Annotated in this window: 17 protein-coding genes; 13 read left to right on the plus strand and 4 right to left on the minus strand. The window is 51.4% G+C overall.

Going from position 1 to position 22,442, the window contains the following annotated elements:
- Positions 1-40 precede the first annotated feature (40 nt).
- On the plus strand, positions 41-1,090 hold the full coding sequence (locus FT643_RS18095; protein WP_156872826.1) for a phospholipase A: 1,050 nt from the start codon (positions 41-43) through the stop codon (positions 1,088-1,090).
- A gap of 25 nt (positions 1,091-1,115) precedes the next feature.
- On the opposite strand, the gene FT643_RS18100 is transcribed toward FT643_RS18095, so the two are convergent.
- A complete protein-coding gene (locus FT643_RS18100; protein ID WP_156872827.1) occupies positions 1,116-1,718 on the minus strand; it encodes a DUF4136 domain-containing protein in 603 nt (200 codons plus the stop codon).
- Positions 1,719-1,890: 172 nt separating this feature from the next.
- Between FT643_RS18100 and FT643_RS18105 the strand changes: the two genes are divergently transcribed.
- The 4 genes from FT643_RS18105 to FT643_RS18120 all read left to right on the plus strand — a co-directional run bounded on the left by FT643_RS18105 (position 1,891) and on the right by FT643_RS18120 (position 5,626).
- The gene (locus tag FT643_RS18105) at positions 1,891-2,595 is read left to right on the plus strand and encodes a response regulator transcription factor (RefSeq protein ID WP_156872828.1); all 705 of its coding nucleotides are present in this window, start codon (positions 1,891-1,893) and stop codon (positions 2,593-2,595) included.
- A 20-nt stretch (positions 2,596-2,615) separates the two neighbouring features.
- Positions 2,616-4,151 (plus strand): sensor histidine kinase, encoded by a 1,536-nt coding sequence (locus tag FT643_RS18110; RefSeq protein WP_156872829.1) that lies wholly within the window; start codon positions 2,616-2,618, stop codon positions 4,149-4,151.
- Between the two features lie 147 nt (positions 4,152-4,298).
- The gene (locus FT643_RS18115) at positions 4,299-5,003 is read left to right on the plus strand and encodes a spondin domain-containing protein (RefSeq protein WP_232340327.1); all 705 of its coding nucleotides are present in this window, start codon (positions 4,299-4,301) and stop codon (positions 5,001-5,003) included.
- 251 nt (positions 5,004-5,254) lie between these two features.
- Positions 5,255-5,626 (plus strand): hypothetical protein, encoded by a 372-nt coding sequence (locus tag FT643_RS18120; protein ID WP_156872830.1) that lies wholly within the window; start codon positions 5,255-5,257, stop codon positions 5,624-5,626.
- A 31-nt stretch (positions 5,627-5,657) separates the two neighbouring features.
- Here the strand turns inward: FT643_RS18120 and FT643_RS18125 are convergent, their stop codons facing one another.
- Together FT643_RS18125 and argH are read right to left on the minus strand one after the other, a co-directional pair.
- Positions 5,658-7,427 (minus strand): SLC13 family permease, encoded by a 1,770-nt coding sequence (locus FT643_RS18125; protein WP_156872831.1) that lies wholly within the window; start codon positions 7,425-7,427, stop codon positions 5,658-5,660.
- A 286-nt stretch (positions 7,428-7,713) separates the two neighbouring features.
- The gene (argH, locus tag FT643_RS18130) at positions 7,714-9,120 is read right to left on the minus strand and encodes an argininosuccinate lyase (protein WP_156872832.1); all 1,407 of its coding nucleotides are present in this window, start codon (positions 9,118-9,120) and stop codon (positions 7,714-7,716) included.
- Between the two features lie 115 nt (positions 9,121-9,235).
- Here argH and FT643_RS18135 point away from each other — a divergent pair, with 115 nt between their 5' ends.
- The 8 genes from FT643_RS18135 (at position 9,236) to FT643_RS18170 (ending at position 21,417) form a co-directional block, all read left to right on the plus strand.
- Positions 9,236-10,306 carry a sensor histidine kinase gene (locus tag FT643_RS18135; protein WP_156872833.1) on the plus strand — a complete coding sequence of 357 codons (1,071 nt, stop codon included), beginning with the start codon at positions 9,236-9,238 and terminating at the stop codon, positions 10,304-10,306.
- Between the two features lie 142 nt (positions 10,307-10,448).
- The gene (locus FT643_RS18140) at positions 10,449-11,201 is read left to right on the plus strand and encodes a LytR/AlgR family response regulator transcription factor (RefSeq protein ID WP_317622066.1); all 753 of its coding nucleotides are present in this window, start codon (positions 10,449-10,451) and stop codon (positions 11,199-11,201) included.
- A 56-nt stretch (positions 11,202-11,257) separates the two neighbouring features.
- Complete coding sequence (gene hemC, locus FT643_RS18145) at positions 11,258-12,193, plus strand: hydroxymethylbilane synthase (RefSeq protein WP_156872835.1); 936 nt, start codon at positions 11,258-11,260, stop codon at positions 12,191-12,193.
- Positions 12,194-12,209: 16 nt separating this feature from the next.
- On the plus strand, positions 12,210-12,977 hold the full coding sequence (locus FT643_RS18150) for a uroporphyrinogen-III synthase (RefSeq protein ID WP_198043666.1): 768 nt from the start codon (positions 12,210-12,212) through the stop codon (positions 12,975-12,977).
- 8 nt (positions 12,978-12,985) lie between these two features.
- A complete protein-coding gene (locus tag FT643_RS18155; RefSeq protein ID WP_156872837.1) occupies positions 12,986-14,263 on the plus strand; it encodes a uroporphyrinogen-III C-methyltransferase in 1,278 nt (425 codons plus the stop codon).
- Positions 14,260-15,528, plus strand: coding sequence for a heme biosynthesis HemY N-terminal domain-containing protein (locus FT643_RS18160; protein WP_156872838.1), 1,269 nt, complete (start codon positions 14,260-14,262; stop codon positions 15,526-15,528). The genes FT643_RS18155 and FT643_RS18160 overlap by 4 nt, the downstream gene beginning before the upstream one ends.
- A 150-nt stretch (positions 15,529-15,678) precedes the next feature.
- On the plus strand, positions 15,679-17,787 hold the full coding sequence (locus FT643_RS18165) for a diguanylate cyclase domain-containing protein (protein WP_198043667.1): 2,109 nt from the start codon (positions 15,679-15,681) through the stop codon (positions 17,785-17,787).
- A gap of 123 nt (positions 17,788-17,910) precedes the next feature.
- Complete coding sequence (locus tag FT643_RS18170) at positions 17,911-21,417, plus strand: ATP-binding protein (protein ID WP_156872840.1); 3,507 nt, start codon at positions 17,911-17,913, stop codon at positions 21,415-21,417.
- Here the strand turns inward: FT643_RS18170 and FT643_RS18175 are convergent, their stop codons facing one another.
- On the minus strand, positions 21,418-22,431 hold the full coding sequence (locus tag FT643_RS18175; protein ID WP_156872841.1) for a 2Fe-2S iron-sulfur cluster-binding protein: 1,014 nt from the start codon (positions 22,429-22,431) through the stop codon (positions 21,418-21,420).
- Positions 22,432-22,442: the final 11 nt, after the last annotated feature.

The following is a 22,442-nucleotide window of genomic DNA, read 5'->3' on the forward strand; positions in this document are numbered from 1 at the left end:
ATTGTGTGCACCACAAAGACAAGTCGGCTTAGGTGGGACAATGCTACGGGTACTAAACAAATTCGGTTGGGCAGTGGTGATAAGCACGTTGACGGGGACGGCATACGCTCAGCCTTTGGCAGAATGTATGCAGGAGCAATTGAAGACGGCTATTCCCACAATGACCGTAGGGGAGATGAAGGCGGAGTGCGAGCAGATGCAGGTGGAGGCGCTGGAAAATGCCGATAAGCCGGATCAGGCCGAGCATCTGGAAGCCGTGCAGGAGGCCCAACCAGACGTGTCTGAAGCGAAAAAGCGCATGGCGATGGAGCAGCGAACAGAATGGAATCCGTTTGTCATCACGCCACACCGCAGCAATTACATTTTGCCCTACACCTATATGAAGGAACCCAATCAGCAGGCCTACAGCGCTGCATCGGAATTCGGTGAAATTGATAATGCCGAAGCCAAATTACAGGTCAGCCTGAAAGTACCGCTAAATTATGAAGATCTGTTTTTCAGTGGGGATGCGATCTATTTTGCATTTACCCTCACCGCTTTCTGGCAGGTATACAACGACGATATTTCAGCGCCGTTCCGTGAGACCAATTACAACCCCGAATTCTTTTACTTAACGCCGTTAACGTCCAGTTTTACGGGTGCCGATACGTTTTTAGCCGTGGGTCTTGAGCACCAATCGAATGGCCGCACCCAGTTGCTGAGCCGCAGTTGGAATAAGGTGTTTCTAAATTATATCTACGCTAAAGACAATTATCTGATTCAATTCAGACCGTGGTACCGCCTGCCCGAAGATGAGAAAGAGGACCCATTGCAGGCCTCAGGGGATGATAATCCGGACATTTATAAATACATGGGTTACTTTGAGTTGACCGGTACCTGGGAGCAGAATGAATACGAGTTCTCGTTGATGTTGCGTAATAATATGAACTCACCGAATTACGGTGCCGTGGAATTAAATGCCAGTTTTCCGTTGTGGGGTCGTTTACGCGGGCTGGTGCAGTATTTCAATGGCTACGGTGAGAGCATGATTGATTATAATCACCGGGTTGAACGTCTGGGCATTGGTGTGCTGCTGACAGAGATGCTGTAAGCAGCTTGCTTTAAAGACAACCCGTCTAGTTTTCCTCGGCGGTTGGTGGCGTGACTCCGGGCGGGTAATTTGCCAGGATAGCCGCGACTGCTGCTGACGCTTTCTCTGTGCGTTCCGTTACCGTCATGCTGTCGGCTGCGGTGGTGGTGATTTTACTGCTGGTGGAGCCGCGCCATTTTAATGTGTTGGTAGCGGGATCGATAACATCAATCATCAATGTGCCTTTGGTGTATTCCACGACTTCGGTGCTGCTCATCATCATTGGCGCATAGAAACAGCGATAACAGCCGCCATAACCGTAGAACGAGTTATAGGTACTATAAGTTCGATAATCCTGCTGCGCCTCTGTGGTCGCAAAAAAGCTGATCCAGATATCGGCTTTATCTTTGTCTGTTTCCACAAACCCACGCAGCTTCAGTTGTGCTCTTAACGCTTTCTCTATACGGCCTTTCGTGATGTCGTTGCGGGTGGTTTTTATGTCGTCCGGTTGTGTTAGGGCGTATTGTCGCTTGTTTTCAAATGAGTACTGCTCGTCATAGTCGGTGCTGACCCGCAGTGAGGTGGCGCACCCGCTGGCCAACAATGTAAAACCGATCATATTGAGTATAAGTAATCTGTAATAAGTCATGAGAACGCACTCTTGTGGGCCTGAAATAACAGTCTCTATGATCCGACGATCAGTGCAAAATGACAAGTCGGACCTAACCGGGCGTGGTTTGCTGCTGTGTGAGGATTTTGTGACATGTTTGAGGTAAAAAGGTTCTCTCAGCCCCGGTTTCGGGCCTACACAGGATGAAACAATGGAAACCAAATCGGTATTGGTTATAGAGGATGAGCTGGATATCGCCCGCTTAATACGCCTGCACCTGTTGGAATGCTGTGATCAGGTCGAGCTGGCTGATAATGGCCTGGACGGGCTGAAGCTGGCGCAATCCCGTGATTGGGATCTGATTTTGCTGGATTTGCGGCTGCCGGGGATGAACGGCCTGGATATTTGTAAACAGCTGCGCAGTCGGCAATCGTATGTGCCGATATTGATGTTAACCGCGAAATCGTCAGAGCTGGACCGGGTATTAGGGCTGGAAATTGGCGCCGACGACTACCTGACCAAACCGTTTAGCGTGCAGGAATTAGTGGCGAGAGTAAAAGCGATTTTCCGCCGTTGTGAAGCGATGCGGAAGGTTCAGCAAGATACCACACAACAACGTCTAATCCGGTACCAGGATTTGGAGCTGGATGCGGATAAAAGACAAGCCCGGCGACAGGGTGATGCAGTGGAATTGACAGCACGGGAATTCGATTTGCTGTTCCACTTTGCCAGTCACCCCGGACGGGTATTCAGTCGTGCCCAATTATTGGATTGCGTTTGGGGATACGGTCATGACGGTTACGAACATACCGTGAATTCCCATATCAATCGTTTGCGTTCCAAGATCGAACCCGACCCTGCGCACCCGATCTATATTCTCACGGTTTGGGGTGTCGGTTATCGGTTCGGACAATAATCTGTTGTGGCGGGGTATCCATGTTTAACCGGTTGTACGTAAAACTATCTTTGACATTGGTGGTGTTATTTGCCCTGATCGGCGTCGCCGTGCTGGCATTAACCCGTAGTTCAATGGATCGGTATTCAGAAGAGGTAATGCAGCGCCTGAACGCTTCCGTGGCGATGTATGTGACCAATGAGCTGCAGTTGATTTCAAAAGGGGTAGCCAATGTTGATGCGCTAAAAACGTTGGCACATCACGCCATGGTGGTGAATCCTGCTATCGAAGTTTATCTGCTCGACCCCCAAGGTACGATTATCAGTCACGCCCTGGGTGACGGCTCTTTGGTGCTAGGCAAAGTGGATCTGAAACCGGTAAAACAGTTTCTTGCGGCCAACGCCCGCTTTCCGATTGCGGGGGATGATCCGCGCAATTCCCAAAGAAAGAAGGTGTTCAGCGCAGCGGAAGTGCGGCAGGGTGATCGGTTGGAAGGCTATGTTTATGTGGTGTTGGAAGGGCATAAGCAGGAGCAGTTGGCGTCCAGCGTTTTTAGCAGTCAGGTATTTCGCTTAAGTGCTCTGGCATTGGTAGGCTGCCTTGCATTCGGTTTGGTTACTGCGCTGCTGATTTTTGCCCGTCTTAGCCGGCGTCTGCAAGCATTGACCGATAAAGCCGATCACTTCTACCAGAGCAGTCTTGAATCGGGGAATTCTGCGGTCGAGCCGGTTCGGCAGCCGGATTTGCACGGACGCAAAGACGAGCTTGAACGGCTCAGCCGCGCGTTTGATTCCATGCAGCAACGGATTGCACAACAAATGAAACAGATTCAGGAATCCGACGCGATGCGGCGGGAGTTGATCTCAAATATATCTCACGATCTGAGGACGCCGCTCACCAGTATGCTGGGCTACATTGAAACCTTGCAGTTGAAGTTCCCGCAACTGGATGCGGACACTCGCCAACAATATCTGACGATTACCCGCAATCATGGTGTGCGCTTGCAGCGTTTAGTCGCGGACTTGTTTGAGCTGAGCAAGTTGGACAGTAATGCAGTGCAACCGGTTTTGGAAACATTTTCTATTGCTGAGTTGATTCAGGATATCGTGCAGGATTTCCGTTTAAAGGCAGAGCGCAAGCAAATCCGGCTTGAGCTGGAGGGCGATCTGCAGAATGCGCAGGTTTATGCGGACATCCATTTAATGGAACGGGTGATGGAAAATCTGCTGGAAAATGCATTGCGCCATACCCCGGTACAGGGAACCATTCAGATTACCATTGAAAAGCAGTCACAACCGGACGGAGTGCGTATTATGGTATCCGATAATGGCAGCGGTATTGCACCGGCGGACCTGCCTTATATTTTTGACCGTTTTTACCATGCTCAGAATAAAGACCAGGAAGATTTAAAGTCCACCGGGTTAGGTCTGGCTATTGTAAAACGGATACTGGATTTGCATTTAAGCAAGATTACCGTGCAAAGCAATCATCAAAGCCAAACGGAAGCTCACTCGCAGCGATCCTGTGGCACTCGTTTTACGTTTCATTTAAATACTCATCTGGCGCAGGGAAATTAGAATCCGCAACGGTGGTCCGCTGCTACTGTTGAGAGAATTTCGGAAGTCCGTGACAAAGTTGTGATAAGTTCGTGATGTCGGTGTGATGTTGCCTAATTAGGCTGAAGGAGCATTAAAAAAATAATCCAACATCGAGGTAACAAAATTATGAAAACCGGACTTTCTTTGGCGGCTGTTTTTATTGCGGCCGCCGTTGCAGCCCCCGTCAAAGCAGAATCTCAATCCGATGCCCGCGCTAATCTTAAATCAAAGCATCGTCAATCCATGCACTTCACGGTTTCAGTAACCAATTTGACCAAAGGCATCAGCTTTACACCGTTTCTTGCGGCGACTCATAAACGCTCTCTGCAATTATTCAACTTGGGTGAACCGGCTTCAGAAGGCATCGCTTATATTGCCGAAGCGGGTGACACCGGCCCGCTGATGTCCGTGCTTGAAAGTGACGACTCAGTACATTCAATTGCCCAAACCGAAGGGCTACTGGGGCCGGGCGAAACCGTTACATTTGAAATCGATACGTCCGGCTGGTTTAACCGTTTTGGTTATTTCAGTCTGGCAGCCATGTTGCTGCCCACCAACGACACCTTTGTTAGCCTGAATAAAGTCGTGTTGCCCTATATTGGCAGCGTCAGTTATCTGGCCGATGCCTACGATGCCGGCAGTGAACCCAACAGTGAGATGTGCGGTGCGATTCCCGGCCCTGCGTGTGGGGGTGAAGGTTTGTCTCCGGATGAGGATGGAGAAGGCTATGTGTATCCCAGCCCGGGTATACACGGGGAGGGTGAGCTGAGTCAGGCGGCTTACCAGTGGGCTGGCCCGGTAGCAAAGGTCACGATCTCACGAATGTACTAATCAGCTCAAAGGCATCGACTGGCAGGGCAACAGCAGACTCAGTGTCAGCTTGCCCTGCTTTAGGGCCGACGATAAGGGAATGCCAACTATATTGTCGGAAACAATAGATTGTCTACACTCAAGGGAGCGGCTTTTGCTGCAGAGAGGATTGAGTTTAATAACCTTGCATACATTGCGCTATTAGACTGCATGTCAATTTTAAGTTGATCGGATTCAGGGCGGTGACCTGGTCTCTGATGCAAGGAATTTCCATGTTTTTCAGCATTAAAAGTGTGCTTAGTGGCCCGTATTTTATCGTCACTGCCAATGAAGATTTCGACCGGAAGGGGGCCAGGGAAATAGCAATTGCGGTAACGAAATACTGCGATGAAAAAAACCTGAAGCGTGTGTTATTCGACTTTCGGCGGGCGAAAAACGTTGATAGCGTATCGGAAAATTTCTATTTTGCTCACGAGGATTCCAAAGAAATCAATATCGACAAATCGATGCGGTCCGCATTGCTCGTGCATCATATGGATCGCAGTCATGATTTCGTTGAAACGGTGCTGCGCAACACCGGACATAATATCCGAAAATTTTACGACGAGAGTAAAGCCATCGCTTGGCTGAACGGGCCGGAGTGAGTGCGTCGGCCCGTTCGGTGTGGCGTACTGATTAATTGCTCAGGGGATAAAGGGTAATGGCCATGGTGACGGTGGTGATACCCATCAGAATGTTCATGGGGACCCCCACTTTCAGGAAATCTTTGAATTTATACCCCCCCGGACCGAATACCATCAGATTGGTATGATAGCCCAGCGGGGTCGCAAAGCTGGCGGAAGCCGCCATCATTATGCACAGTATGAAGGGCGTCTGATTCAGGTTCATCTGTTCCGTAACCTGTAACACCACCGGTAGCATCAGAATCGCCGCGCTGTTGTTGGTAATGGATTCGGTCAGCATTGAAACGCAAACGTAGATCGCTATCAGCATCAGTACCGGGTTTCCACCGCTGATTTTAATTACCAGATCGGCCAGCGCATTGGCGGCACCGGTTTCGTATAAGGCTGTACCCATGGCGAATGAAGCCCCGATGGTCACCAGAACCGGGATATCCAGGCTGCGGTTGGCCTGCATTAACGAGCAACAGCGGAAGCCGATCATGGCGGCTGCACCGATCAGGGATGCATTCAGGATGGAGGTGAGACCGAACGCGGCACTGCCGATCACCGCCAACAGAATTACCCAGGCCAAAGTGCCTTTTTCGTGGCGGATGGATTCCCGCCCCAGGTCGTTGACCAAAAGGAAATCGCGGCTGTTACCCTGACGTCGTACAAAGTTGGGGCGCGCTTCCAGCAGCAGCGTGTCACCGGCGCGTAAGCGAATGGCACCCAGGCTGCCGTGCAAGCGTTGTCCGTTACGCGCCACTGCCAATACCACCGCGCCATACCGATCCCGAAACTGGCTGTCTTTAATGCTTAATCCCAGCACCGCCGAGTAGGGCGACAGAACGGCTTCTACCAGGTAGCGTTCGGGACGGTTCGCGCCCACCACTTCATCCCGGTGGTGAGACGGTAAAATACCGCGGATTGCGAGCAGATCAGATAATGCGTCAGTGTCACCGGCAAACGTCAGGCGATCACCGCCGTTCAGTTTGACGTGCGGTGATACCGCCGCCAGTAAGCTGCCATCGCGTTCAATTTCCGCCAGAAACAGCCGTTTCAGGTTTCGCAGGCCCGCATCGGTAATCGATTTGCCAACCAGGGGCCCGTTGGGGTCCACAAAGACATCCAGGGTAAACTCGCGGACTTTACCGAAGGTTTTGGTAGCGCCGTAACTGGGCAGCAAGCGCGGAAAAACAAAAACCATGATCAGCAATCCGATGACAGCCACCGGCAGGCCCAGTGCCGTGATGGAAAACAGGGAAAAGCCGGGCTTGCCGGTCAGTTCCTCGAATTGGCTACTGACGATCAGGTTGGTGCTGGTGCCTATCAGGGTGATAGTGCCTCCCAGGATGGACGCGTAGCTCAGCGGCAGCAATAATTTGGAAGCAGGAATATCGATCTTTTCGGCCCAACTGCGAACCGCCGGAATCATGGTTGCCACGACCGGAGTGTTGTTCAAAAAAGCACTCAGAATCAGAACCGGTGTGCACAGGCGGAATAGGGCGCCACGGGCGCTTTTAGGGTGTCCGAACAGTTTGTCGACAACACCGTTTAAGGCACCGGAACTTTGCATGCCAGCCGCAATAATAAACATCGCCGCCACGGTCATAAGACCGGGGTTGCTGAAGCCGTCCAACGCCTGCTGGGGGGTCAGTACGCCCGTAACACTGAGCAGGGTGAGCGCACCCATCATAATGATATAGGGTGCGATTTCGCTAACCACTAAAGTAATGAGTACAGCAGCCAACAGGGCGAGGGTAAACCACGCTTCCCATGTCATAGTGGGTGTTTCTCCTTAAATCCGGGTCGGTATTGGAACGCAAGCTATGTTGACTGCGATTTGTTCAAACAGCAACCAATATAGCTTAGGGGTATGATGTTAGATAGCAAGTTGGCGAGATTAATGAATTCCGCGTCTTCGCGCTATAACTTGATTGAGCAGTTATTGTAAAAGTTTTTGGCATTTATACCGGTATTTGTACTTTGGGTACGGATCACAGCATAAATGCCTGGCTCTGCAACCCTTGTGCAGAGCTTAAACCGGCTCAGACCCGATAGCGAATACTTTAACTTTGTAATTTGGTACGGGCACGACCGGCGGCCGCTCTTACTTGAGAAGGCGCGGTTCCGCCCAGGTGGTTCCGGGCATTTACGGAGCCTTCCAGGGTCAGAACATCAAATACATCTTCGCTAATCATGTCACTGAATTGACGTAATTCCTGAAGCGACATTTCAGACAGGTCTTTAACCTGGGCTACCCCGTAAGCCACCGCTTTGCCGACAATTTCGTGGGAGTCGCGGAACGGGACGCCTTTTTTTACCAGGTAATCCGCCAGATCCGTGGCCGTGGAAAAGCCACGGCGGGCCGCGTCGCGCATATTGTCTTTTTTTACTTCAATGGCCGGCATCATATCGGCGTAGGCGCGCAGACAGTTCGAAATGGTTTGCACCGTATCGAACAGGGGTTCTTTGTCTTCCTGATTGTCTTTGTTATAGGCCAGACATTGGGATTTCATCAGGGTCAGCAATGAAATGAGGTGGCCGGTGACACGGCCGGTTTTGCCGCGTACCAGCTCGGGTACGTCGGGGTTTTTCTTTTGTGGCATGATGGACGAACCGGTACAGAAGCGATCCGGCAGATCAACAAAATTGAACTGCGCCGAGGCCCACAGCACCAGCTCTTCGGAAAAACGTGACAGGTGCGTCATGATGAGCGAGCTGGCGGCACAAAACTCGATGGCAAAGTCCCGGTCACTGACGCCATCCAGAGAGTTTTCGCAGATGCCGTCAAAGCCTAATAACTGTGCCGTCATGGCACGGTCGATGGGATAGGTCGTACCCGCCAGGGCGGCGCTACCCAGCGGCATGCGATTGATGCGTTTGCGACAGTCCTGCAGGCGCTCATAGTCGCGGAACAGCATCTCGTTCCAGGCCAGCATATGGTGCCCGAATGTGACCGGTTGAGCGGTTTGCAGGTGAGTGAATCCGGGCATGATGGTGTCTGCTTCGCGCTCTGCAAGATCGATCAAGCCGGATTGCAGGCGTTTGATTTCACTCAGAATATGATCCACCGCGTCGCGCAGATACAGGCGGATGTCCGTTGCTACCTGATCGTTGCGGGAACGGCCCGTATGCAGCTTTTTACCGGTGATGCCGATGCGTTGCGTGAGGCGTGCTTCTATGTTCATGTGCACGTCTTCCAACGCCACAGACCACTCAAACTCGCCGTTGTGGATCTCCTCCCGAATGGCTTCCAGGCCGTCGATGATGGTGTCTTTCTCCGCTGCGGTGAGCACACCCACGTGAGCCAACATGGTAGCGTGGGCAATGGAACCGTTAATGTCCTGGTCCGCCATGATTTGATCAAAGTCCACAGAGGCGGTGAACTCCTGTACAAAAGCATCGGTGGCTTCAGAGAAGCGGCCGCCCCACTGACTGTTCTGAGTGGGCTTATTTTTGGATTGTTCTGACATAGGAGGGTCCCGGAGAAATTTGGTCTGATATAAATTAGGTTTGGCTTATACTGAAAAGTGCGCGAATTATATCACCCAACCTTAATGCATTACATAACAGCAGTTCCGGGTAAGCATGGTAAAACCGACTCCACCTCAAGATGAACCGGAAGAAACTTTCTTTTTACCGGATCTGTGTGCTCGCCAGCCGGTATTCTTTCTGGTGCTGATCGCCGAATTATTTGCCGTGGTGATTGTGCTGATCGAAAGCAGCCTGGTGCAATACGACTGGATGAAGCTGGGGCTGGTGTCGCTGTTCGTTCAGTGGGTCGCCTTGAGCAGTGCGGCGCTGTTGTGCCAGATGCGTGATTTTCTGCGCAAGTTAAGGCCCGCCCGTGCCGTGGCCATCAGTTATTTGTTGATCCCGGTGAATACCTGGGTTGTCAGTGTCATTAGCCAGTGGGTGTTTTTTCCGCCGCCGGATGCATCGGCGGTGAGCGTGCTTTACTCCGCTGTGGTGCTTACCAACGTCGCGATCGCCGCCATCGTGGGCGGGTTGGTGATCCGTTATTTTTATCTGCAGGCCATGTTGATTGCCCGGCGCCAGTCGGAATTATTGCACCGGATTCAGGCATTACAGTCCCGCATACGTCCGCACTTCCTGTTTAATAGTATGAATATTCTGGCCAGCCTGATTGAAACCGACCCGCGTACGGCGGAAACCGTAGTCGAGGATTTGTCTGCGCTGTTCCGGGCAAGCCTTAACCATATGGGTAATCAGGTGCCGATTGAAGAGGAATTTGAGCTGTGCAGAAAGTATCTGAATATAGAAAAGCTGCGGTTGGGCAAACGCCTGCAAGTGAGCTGGGAAATACGCTCGGTGCCTAAGCAGGTTAATATCCCCTTATTAACTTTGCAGCCGCTCCTGGAAAATGCCCTTCTTCATGGGGTGCAGCCGGTGCCCAAAGGGGGGCTGGTGGAAATTTTCGCGGGCTATGCTCATGGCGTGTTTGAACTCACCATTACTAACCCGTTTGAGCCCGGTTTGCACACCGGAGCGTCTGAGGGCAATCATATGGCGCTGGAGAACACCCGTAATCGCTTGGCGGCGCTTTATGGAGAGCGTGCCAAACTTACCGGCTATCCGGAAGGCGGCCGTTATATCACCCGGCTCTCCTATCCATATCCTCTCAAAGCGACGCCATAGCCCGTATACACCGGGTCTTAAAAGGTTGACGCAATGCGCTATTTTCGTGCTCTAATCGTGCTAAGGTAATAATATTTGATGTGCCCTGCTGACTCTCCCGGCGACAATAATGAACAATAAAGAGGAGAAGTGAGGTCAGATGATCCGAGTATTAGTTTGTGATGATGAGCCTTTGGCTCGCGACCGTATGCGACGTATGTTGGAGCGTATCCCGGCTACTTTGTGCGTCGGTGAAGCTGAAAATGGTCAGGAGCTGTTGGAACGGGTGCCCTCTGTTTACCCGGATATTATTTTACTGGATATTCGAATGCCGGGAATGGATGGCCTGCAGGCCGCGTCGCGACTGTCGGAAAGTGACAGCCCGCCCGCCATTATTTTCTGTACTGCCTATGATGAACACGCGATTGCCGCGTTTAAAGTCAATGCGGTTGATTATTTGCTGAAACCGGTGCGTCAGGAAGATTTGGAAAAAGCCCTTAGCAAGGCGGGGCGAGTGAATAAAGCCCAGATGCTGGCCGTAAGACGTGAAACCGGCGTGGCTCAACCAGAGCAAGCCAATGCCAAAGAACGTGAATATATCAGTGTGCGAAGCCGCAAGGGCATCGATCTGATTGCGGTTGCCGATGTTCGTTATTTCCTGGCGGACCAGAAATACGTCACTGTGCGTCATAGCCAGGGGGAAACCCTGCTGGATGAAACGCTGAAGGAATTGGAAACCGAGTTCGGCGATCGCTTTTTACGGGTACATCGCAATGCGCTGGTTGCGCTCAGTTACATCGAAGCGCTGGAACACAAGGGCAACCAGTTTTATCTGCGGATTCAGGGTGTTGAAGAACGGCTGGCGGTAAGCCGCCGGCACGCCTCGTCGGTTAAAAAGCTGTTGCAAAGCCTTTGATGAATCCCCTGTTCTGATGTGATAGGGTTCAGCCTTTATTTTAGAGGCACCCTTTTATGACCCCAAAACTCCTGCGAATTGCGACCCGTCAAAGCCCGTTGGCATTGTGGCAGGCCGAGTCAGTGAAATCCCGGTTGTTGCAGTTCTATCCGGATTTGAAGGTCGAGCTGGTTACCATGAAAACCAGCGGCGATGTGATCCTGGATACGCCTTTGGCCAAGGTGGGTGGTAAGGGGCTCTTTGTAAAAGAGCTGGAACTGGCAATGCTGGAAAACCGCGCGGATATCGCGGTGCATTCCATGAAAGACGTGCCGGTCGACTTTCCGGAAGGGCTTGGGCTGTCGGTAATCTGTGAACGTGAAGATCCCCGTGATGCCTTTGTTTCTAATCAATACGATGGCATTGAAGACCTGCCTCAGGGCGCCATCCTCGGTACCTGCAGTTTGCGCCGTCAGGCGCAGATCAAAGCGCGCCGGCCCGATCTGAAAATTGTCGATCTGCGCGGTAACGTGAACTCCCGTTTAGCAAAGCTGGACGACGGTCAATTCGATGCCATTATTCTGGCAGCAGCCGGATTGCGTCGGTTGGGGTTTGAGGCGCGCATCCGGCGAGCGATGTCCCCGGAGGAAAGTCTGCCTGCCGTGGGCCAGGGTGCCATTGGTATTGAATGTCGCCTGCAGGATGACGACACCCTATCCCTGTTAACGGTGTTGAGTGATGCGGATACCCACTGCCGGGTGATGGCGGAGCGAGGCATGAATACCCGCCTGCAGGGCGGTTGTCAGGTGCCTATTGCCGGCTATGCGGAACTGGAGGGTGATCAACTTTGGTTGCGTGGCCTGGTGGGTGAACCGGACGGCTCCCGTTTGATTTGCCATGAGGTCCGTGGCCACCGGGAACAGGCAGAAGCGCTGGGATATGAGCTGGCTGACGAACTGTTATCTCAGGGCGCGGACCAAATTCTGCAACGACTTTATGAGCAGGGCGCATAATGCAATGCGGTCACCTATGAGCACCCCGCTGCAGGGGAAGACGGTGCTCGTTACCCGGCCTGCGGAGCAAGCCGGCGAGCTTACCCGGTGCCTTGCGGGCGCAGGCGCTGATGTCATCGTACTTCCCACCTTGGAAATTGAGCCCCTTCAACTCGATCCGGCACAACGCAGCCTGATAATGGAACTGGATCGCTACGATTTTGTTATCTGTGTTTCTGCCAATGCGGCCGCGCTCGGGCTATCGGCACTTGCTGATTATTGGCCGCAATGGCCGGTGCAGCAACGGTGGATGGCCGTAGGGCCGGCTACCGGCGAGGAAATGAGGCGTTGGCAGGTGAACCCGAAGGTAGCGCAACAGGGGGCGACCAGCGAAACCCTGTTGGATTGGTCCGAACTGCAACAACTGGTCGATCGCAGGGTGCTGATTCTGCGCGGAGAGGGTGGCCGTGAGACTCTGGCGCAAACACTCCAGCAGCGGGGCGCAAAGGTGGAGTACCTGGAATTGTACCGCCGGGTTTTACCGGACGTCGATGCGCGGCCTTTGCAACGGCGCTTGATACAGGGTGAAACCGTCATTCTAACCGTGACAAGTGGTGATGGATTACGTAATCTCATGACTTTGATGGGAGCGCAACAGACATTATTGCTGCACAACCCGCTCATTGTAATAAGTGGGCGATTGGCTCAGTTCGCAACGGGACTGGGTTTTAAGCACGTAATTCAATCTGCAAGCCCGGCGCTCCGGGATGTAATCAACTCTATCGAACAACTGCAAGCCGACTAGGATGCCGAATGACAGACAAGAAAAACGGCGGAAATCACACCTCAGATAACCAATCTGATCAAACGCCAATAGCGAACACCGGGACCGCTGCCAACCCGGATCCGGTGGCAGCAAGCGCGCCGCCCTCCGGAAAAGCCAAAACCAACGCGAAACCGGCAAAAGCCAAACTCACCTGGGCTGCCAGGTTGGTTTTATTATTTTCTTTGTTGCTGTCATTAGCCGCAGCGGGGGTTGTGGGCTATTTGTTTTATCAGCAGCAACTGGAACGTAATGTAGCGCTAGAAGAGCGGAACGAAATAACCCGCGAGCTGCAGGGGCGTACCACCCATCTGGAGCAGATACAAAAACAGATTGACGAAATTACGCGACAACGGTCCCAGGAGCGACGGGCGATCCGATCTGCCAATGAAAACCGGGAAGTGTTGGAAGCGCGCATGTCGACGCTGGAAGAAAACATAACCTCGATCACCGGTACTAACCGGATTGACTGGATGCTCCGGGAAGTAGAGCACTTTGTTACGGTCGCCGAGCAGCGTTTGTCTTTGTTGGGGGACACCCGTGGGGCCCTGGCATTATTGACCGAAGCAGACGGTATCGTGCGTGCTATGCAGGAGCCTACCGCACGGCGGCTGCGCGAAGCTTTGCTTAAAGACATTCACAAACTGAAAGAGGCATCCGCCAGCAATGTCGATGTTGATGGCGTGTTTATTCGGATCAGTTCCTTAACCGAGCGGGTCGACAAGCTGGGGATTCCCTCCTACGATCTGAAGCAAGGCTCAGTGCAAACACCCAGTGAAGCGATCCCGGATGATGGCATGGCGCTGTTCGTTTATCGGTTTGATCACTTTCTTAAATCGCTCTTTAATTACCAGAAACACGAAAAAGGCCGCCCTGCAGTACTCACTGCAGACCGGGAATTTTTGGTGCAAAGCGTAATTCTGTTATTGCAGCAGGCTCAGTTAGCCCTCTTGAGCGGGGACAACGAGGCCTATCACTTGAGTTTGCTGGGCGCAAAGCAGCGGGCTCAATTGTTTATTCATCAGCAAAGTGGCGAGAGCAAACTATTCGTCACCGAGGTGAATGATCTGCTCAAAGTGCAATTAGCGCCGAAAGTGCCTTCCATCGAAAGCTCCTTGAGAGCGGTTCAGGTGTTTCGCGAGTTCTGGTCTAAAGAGAAACTGCTCCGGGAACAGCAGGCCATGAGTTTGCACCGGGAGAATGACAAGAAAACGAAAACACAGACTAAAGTGAAGCAACCGGAAGCGAAGCAGGAGGAAACTCAGTGACCGGCCTTCTTAATCTCATCAAATTAAAGCCCTCTACCATCATGTTTCTGGTGATGGGCAGTTTAATCGGTGCTTTGTTTTTTAAAGCGGTTGCAAAAGATCCCGGGTATTTGCTGCTGGCCCATGGCCGTCACACCTTTGAAACCAGTTTACTGGTGGGGGTGCTGTGCATTCTTTTGCTGTGTTATGTGGTGTATTGGACCTGGTCGCTGCTGCGGTGGTTGTTTGATGCCAAGCGCAGCCAGCGTAATGCCAATCGGCGCACGACCAACGGTCTGATCGCTTTGGCGCAGGGCGATTGGGCGAATGCGGAAAAGCAGTTGGCAAAAGCGGCAAAAAGCAACGAAGTACCATTAATAAACTATCTGACGGCAGCTCAGGCTGCCCATGAGCAGGGCAAAACAGAAGGCCGTGATAATTATCTGCGCCTGGCCCACGAAAGCACCAAAGGCGCCGATGATGCCGTGAGTCTCACCAAAGCACGGTTGCAGTACCAAACCGAACATTGGGAAGAGTGCCTTGCTACGCTAATGAAGCTGTCACGTGAGCCCAAAGCGCCGAGCTATGCGTACGTGATTAAAATGTTGTCCAAGGTGTATGTGGAGTTGGAAGACTGGGATAGCTTGCGTGAATTATTACCGGCGCTAAAAAAGCATAAGGTTGTGAGTGAAGACGCTTTTAGTCAGTTGGCACAAAAGTGCTATGAAGGTAAATTGCGCCGTGCGGTTCGTGGTAGTACTGATGAGGAAAAACGTAAGAATCTGAAAGACGTGTGGGATAACTTACCAAAAAAATTCCACAATGAGGCCAGTTTGGTAAAAATTTACGCAGAAGCGCTCATGGTCGCTAACGCCGGAGAGGATGCCGAGCGTGTTATCACGGATCTTTTGCGGAAAAGCTGGGACGATAGTCTGGTTGAGGTCTACGGTCGGGTTACCGGGGGCGATGTTCAGAAGCAATTGCTCTGGTGTGAAAACTGGCTTAAGGAGCGCCCCAGTAATCCCATGCTGCTGTTGACCATGGGGCGGCTCAGTTTGCGGCTGAACCAATGGGATCGGGCCCGTGAATATTTCGAGGCAAGCCTGCGTTCGCGCAAAAGTGCCCAGGCCTATGGTGAGCTGGGACGGTTGTTGAGCCACCTTGGTAATCACCAATCCAGTAATGAAAACTTTCAGGCCGGACTGGAATTAATTGCAGAACGTTTACCGGATTTGCCGCTACCGGGCACTATCCAGCCAAAAGAGCCTGAAATAACCCAGGAATAACCCGTTCTATTCAAATTTACGCCGCTAAAATTCGGTTTTTGTCCTATCTTTTAATGATGATTAAGGCGTGCGCTTGCCTGTTTATCATCATAATTAGAGGGAGTTATGGCTGAGTTTTTGCCTAATAAGATTAGAGTTCGGTGCAGGTTATTGTACGTCGAGGACGACCCGGTTCAGGCGTTGCTGATTAAGCCCCTGCTTGAAGATGAATCGTTTGCGGTCGTCCATGTTTCCAATGGCTATGAAGCATTGGGAGTCTTGCAGCGCAGTCAATTCGATATGATTCTGACTGACTATAGAATGCCGAATATGGACGGCATCACCCTCATCAAAGAAGTCAATGCTGCCCGGATTAATCTCCCCATTGTCATACTGACCGCCGCCAATGATGTCAGTTTGGCGTTCGCTGCGTTGGACGCCGGGGCGGCTGACTTTATAACCAAAGATGCGGAAAGTAATTACTTAGATATTATTGCCCCGATATTGATCCGTGCTTTAGGCAAATTCGAGCTGCAACGTCGCGCGGATTTGCTTGCAGAAAAACTAGAAGAAGAAAAAAACCTGTCCCACCTTACCCTGGATACCCTGATTCAGGGCGTCGTTGTTGTGGATACCGAATATCAACTTCAGTACTGCAACCAGCACTTTAAAGATACCTTCAGCGTGCCAGCTGATATAGCCGAGTTGCAAACCGATATTGAGAGTCTTGGCCCTTTATTACAGGGCAACGGGGTGTTATCCGGCGAGTCAGATGCGAAGGCCATCGCCGATCTGTTGGTCCGACTGCTAAAAGGAGAGCAAAAACGGGCGGAGTTTGAACTCAATAACGGACGCCTCTATGACATTCGCTCCACTCGCTTAGATCATACCGGATTTGTGCTGACCTTTACCGATGTGACACACCAAAAACAACAGATGCTCGCATTGTCGCGTACGATTGAATGGGCGCCGGTTGCGATGATTGCGGTGAACAGTGAAGGCCGGATCGTGTTAGCGAACAACAAAGCCTGCGCGCTGTGTGGATATGAAAAGCCCGAATTATTAAATGCCCGCTTGGACAAGTTGCTAATGGAGGATGCGCGCGCCGGTTATCCGGCATTGATGCAATCCTATTTTAATGCCGTGTCGCCACAGTCGGTCCACAACCATTTTGAGATGAAGTTGAAAGGCCGTGGTGGAAAACTGATTCCGGTAGAAATCTCGCTCAGCGGTATTGAGACCTTCAACGAGCCAAGGGTGCTTGCCACCATAGTTGACATTAGTCATCGGAAAGAAGCGGAAGCTGCGCTCACACGGGCCCATGAGTTAACGCAGTCGATCGTAGATAATTCCCCATTCAGTATTATCGCGACCGATGTTGAAGGCGGCATCCTGGCTGCCAGCCCTGCCCTGGAAGCATTGCTCCTATATAACAAAGACGAGTTGGTCGGCCAAGGTAACGCGCTTCAGTTTCATTTGAAGGACGAACTTGAAACCCGAGCGGTGGAACTTTCCAGTGAACTGTCCGAAAATATTATGCCATGCTTTTCGGTGCTGGTGGAAAAAGCCAATAGAGGTGTAGTCGAAAGCCAGAAATGGAGCTACGTCCGTAAAGACGGCTCTGTGGTCCCGGTCAGTTTAACGGTAACTCTTTTGCGTACCGAGGATGAAGTCGTAACCGGTTATCTGTTGGTGGCTTATGATATTACCGAGCAGCTACGGGCTAATGAACGAATTCAACACATTGCGCACCATGATCAGTTAACCGGATTGCCCAATCGTACGTTATTGCAGGATCGGCTGTCCATTTCCCTAAAGCGAATCAAACGGTTTGGCAAGCAAGTGGGCATAATGCTACTGGATCTGGATCGGTTTAAGCAGATAAACGATTCCCTGGGTCATGCAGTGGGAGATGAATTGTTAATAGCAATGGCGCAAAGGATGAGCTCTGTGGTGCGGGAATCGGATACGGTTTCTCGCTTGGGTGGAGACGAGTTTGTCATAATTCTACCCGACCTCTCCAGTGTTGATGATGCGGTTATGATCTGTAATAAAGTGGTGGAAGCAATACGGCTTCCTTTGACTATCGGAGAGCATCTGCTGAATGTAACCACCAGCGTGGGGTTGAGTGTGGCACCGGTCCACGGCATGGATATGGATGCTCTGATAAAGAACGCGGACATTGCTATGTACAATGCCAAGCAAGAAGGTCGGGATGGATTTAAGCTGTATTCGAAAAGCCTGACCATTCTAAAAGCAAGTGGTGCGGAGAAGGATTAAATGTTTCAGAAAGCGTACCGGCAGAACACTCTCTCGCTGGATTGCCGGCCTTAAACGGAGACAGCGGAATGAGATTAAAGCGCTTTAGCCCACATCAGCTCATTGAAGGGCGGCAATAATGTTATGAATAAACAATCTGACACCCGGTTTTTTATTATCGCTGTGATCGCCATATTGATAGTGGGTAGCGGTTTGCTGGTTTATGAGAGTCAAAGTGTCCAGCGCGGTATTCTCAAAACCACAGGCGACCAGCTGAGAGATCAATTGGTGGTGCGCCACAATATGATCCAGAACAGTATCGAATCGAGCGCCTTAAAGGTGCGCTTTCTATTCAGTACGCCGCCCGTTAGCGGGCTGGTTCGTGCAGCGCAAAATGGCGGCATAGACCCATTAGACTCAACCCCCACCGAGCGCTGGAAATCCCGTCTCAAAACCATATACATTGGCTTTCTCGAAAACAATCCTGAAATTTATCAAATACGCTATATTGGCGAAGCGGACTCCGGCAAAGAGCTCATCCGGGTGGAGCGGCGTCACAGCAAAATCTCAGCGGCGCCGGATGCGTTATTGCAGTCGAAGGGTGATCAGGAGTATTTCCAGATGATCCGAAAGCTGCCACCGGGCGAAGTGTACGTTTCTGATTTAAACCTGAACAAAGAACACGGTAAATTGGAATACCCTTATCGACCCACTTACCGAGTGGGGATGCCGGTGTATGACGGGGAGTTCCAGTTTTTCGGTTTGATTATAATTAATGTGGATGCCAAGTTTCTGCTCGATCCGCTGGAGCAAAATTTACATGAAGAATACGTTCTGTATTTATTGAATACCAAAGATAACTTCATACTGCATCCTAACGCACGTAACAATTTTTCTTTCGAATTTGGCGATGCACCAAGCTGGGAGGGCACCTTCCAGGAGCAGGCCTCAAATGGCATCAACGAAAAATTAAAGCAAGCCAACGAAATAGAAACAGCGCAGGCACTCTATTTTCTGGATTCCGAAATTCAGCTGTCCGGTGCTGAATCTGGCCGCCATTTGAAGCTGATCATCGGAATGCTGGCTGCCGACGTCAATGAAATAGCGATCAGCCAGCGCAACAAGTTGTGGCTTATATCGGGGATAGTGTTGATTCTGGCAATTTTTTTGATAGCGGCTTACCAGCACTATATCAGTCAAAAAATTGATTTGAGTGACACCCTATCCCAGTATGAAGCCATCGTCAGCGGCTCGAGTGACGCCATCGTCGGTATGGATAAAAGTGCCGTTGTAACCAGCTGGAATGACACTGCCCAGGATATGTTTGGTGTCAGCAGGCGAGCGGCAATCGGCAGTAGTGTATTCGAGTTGTTCGTGACTCGTGAATCCGCCGCATCACTGCAGGAGACCATGAATAAAGTGCTGAACGGTCAGCTGGTCGTTGCGTTCAAAATTGAGGCCAAACGGCGGAACGGAAGTGTATTTCCTGTTTCGGTCACCCTTTCTCCGATTACCGGAACAAAGAATTCCATCCCCGGTGTCGCGGCGATAATCCGTGATATTACCGATCAAGTGGATATTGAAGCGAAGCTTCAGAATATGAATGCATCACTCGAAAGGCAGGTGGCTGAACGCACACGTGAGCTTGAACTGGCCCGAAACGAAGCGCTGTCGGCGAGTAAATCCAAAAGCGAATTCGTTGCCAACATCAGTCACGAAATACGCACTCCGTTGAATGGCGTGGCGGGTATGTTGCGGCTACTGCGACGGGGTGGTTTAAGCGAGCAGCAACTTCATTATCTTAAAATGGCCGAGAATAGCAGTGTGATATTATCGGCGTTGATCAACGATATTCTGGATGTTTCAAAAATCGAGGCAGGCAAACTCGATATAGAGCAAGAGGAATTCGATTTACTGCGTTTGATGTGTGACCTGGCCCTTACAATGGCGATAAAAGCGCAGGATAAAAAGCTGGAATACATACTCGATGTGGCTGAAATTAAACACCGCTATTTGGTTGGTGATTCTCACCGCATACGTCAGATCCTGACGAACCTGATTGTGAACGCCATTAAGTTTACGGAGCACGGGGAAGTGTATGTTTCCATGAGAACTCTGGAACAGAGCAATGGTGAGGTATTGGTACAAGGCTGCGTCAGGGATTCGGGTGTGGGCATTTCAGAGGAGGGGCAGCGTTATCTGTTTGATGCTTTCGCTCAGGAGGACAGCAGCATTACCCGCCGCTTCGGTGGAACAGGTTTGGGGTTATCCATCTCCCGGCAATTATGCCGGCTGATGGGGGGTGATATTTCCGTAGTAAGCAAGAAAGGAAGCGGAAGCGCCTTCAGCTTTGACTTCAGGCTTAGCGACTCGGAGCGCGCCGGCAATGAAGTCCCCTTCCTTGAATTGAGTGAGCGCCTGATTATGATTGCCCATCCAAACCCAACAGCCGCGAAAACAATGGCTTTGCAGTTGCGAATTTGGAAGGCGAAGGTAGAGGTCTACACCGGGTTATTAAATGCGTTATTGAAGGACGTGGTGGCGGGCGCTATCACACCCGATGTCATTATCTTGGATCAATCCTTGTTGGATGATAGTGCGGATTTAACCATTCTGGATCAGATGACCGGGGCCAGGCCAAACATTATGGTGGCAAAGGAGGGGGGCGCAGGACCGGCATTGAAAACAGTGCAATGTCCGATTGAGTGGCTTAATAAACCGGTAACGCCGTTGGATTTGGGCCGGCGACTGAGCACTGCGCTTTTTAGCGGGCAAAATATTGGTCAATTTGAGAGGGACGATACCGAGCATCATCTTGATCTTGCTGCTTTCGAACCCTATGCGGGAACGCGAATCCTATTGGTGGACGACAACGAGGTCAATCTCGAAGTGGCAGAGGGTTTGATCAGTGATATTGGCTTGGAGATCAGCCGGGCAAAAGACGGGCAGCAGGCTCTCGAGATTATTGAAGCCCAAATCAGGGACCCGTTCAAGTTGGTGTTTATGGATTGCCAGATGCCGGTTATGGACGGGTATACTGCGACCCAGGCGATTCGTGCCGGTGCCGCAGGCGTCGCCAATAAAGACGTCGTTGTGATTGCCATGACAGCCAATGCCATGGCGGGGGATTCAGACCGTTGTTTGCAGGTGGGTATGAACGATTATTTGACAAAACCCATTGATCCCCAGGCATTGGAGCTGAAGTTGTTGTATTGGCTGGAACATGGAAGCCAGTCATCAAAAGCGGGTGTCATTCTGCCCGATCTGGAAGTTCTGCAAGGCCTTGGCAAAGACATGGCTGAGCCCGTTTCGGACAAGTTGGTATGGGATAGAGCCGCGTTATTGAAACGCGTGCGCCAATCCGAGTCACGTTTGGCTGAATTAGTGAAAATATTCCTCGATATGTTGCCCGAGCGCCGCCAGCGGGCAGAAGCGGCGGTAGTGACCAGGCAACTCAATGATATTGCCAATATAGCGCACTCCCTGAAAGGCTCGGCCTCAAGCTTAGGCGGAATGCGGGTTCAGTATTATTCAGAGCAACTCGAACTGGCAGCAAAAAGCAATGATCATAATGCCATCGATCTTGCCTGGGCCCGGCTCAGCGCTAGCTGCGATGAATTAGCGATCGTGTTGCAGCGTGGGGCGGCCTGACTATTGCGCTTCACGCGGTGCATAATCAAACACATCTGAAATAATCTGGCCGGCGTCTATACCGGCGGCAATAAAGTCATCGTAGGTGGCATAGACCATAGCCGGTGATCCACCGACAATAATCGCAGTATCCTTGAAATCGTTGCGATCATCCAGTACCGCTCGGTGCACCAGGCCTTTGCGCGCCGGCCATTCCGGTTGGTCTGATACGATGGCGATGTAGCGGCAATTAGGATGTCGCATTACCAGGGTTTTCATCTCGTCGTGTAGATATAAATCCCGCACCAGGCGCGCGCCCCAATACACAAATACGGGACGTTCATCACCGGCAGTAATCAGCGCCTGCAGCATAGCGATCATTTGTGAGATGCCGGTGCTGGCCGCGATCATAATGAGCGTTTTGGCGTGTTCCAGGCGGTGCAGGGTGGTATTCCCTAAAGGCAGCCGCAAGCGCAGTAATTCGCCTTCCTTCAGTTGCGGTTTTAACAATGGGTAGGAGACGCTGTCCTGGCTGGCGCGAATATGCAGTTCCAGAGTGCGGTCATCGCGGGGGGCATTTGCGATAGAGAACGCAGCACTGATATCCGAATCCAGGATGATTTCCAGGTACTGGCCAGCAGAATATTCAATCTTTTTGCCTGCAGGCAGCTTGAACTGGACAATTTTAACGTCCGGATTAATTTGCTTGATATGCGTGATTTGAGCGGTAATTTCTTGTGTGGGGAACTGTCCGGGAGCCAACACCTTGTGCACCTCTATTTGAATGTCTTCAATCGGATACGCCAGACAGCAGAGTATCGAATCCGCTGCACTATCTGAAGCACTAACTTCGCCAGCGCAGTGTTTTAACTGCACACGACCGAATTTCAGGCGTCCTTCGCATGCCCGGCAAGACCCTGAGCTGCAACCCCAGGGAATCCGGAAGCCCTGACGCAAAGCCGCTTGTAATACTGACTCACCTTCTGCCACAGTCAGGTTCAGCTGGCGGGGCAGAAAGGTTACAGTATGAGCCATGACGAGGCAGG

Origin of the sequence: Ketobacter sp. MCCC 1A13808 (genome assembly GCF_009746715.1) — a bacterium.
Taxonomy (GTDB): Bacteria; Pseudomonadota; Gammaproteobacteria; order Pseudomonadales; family Ketobacteraceae; genus Ketobacter.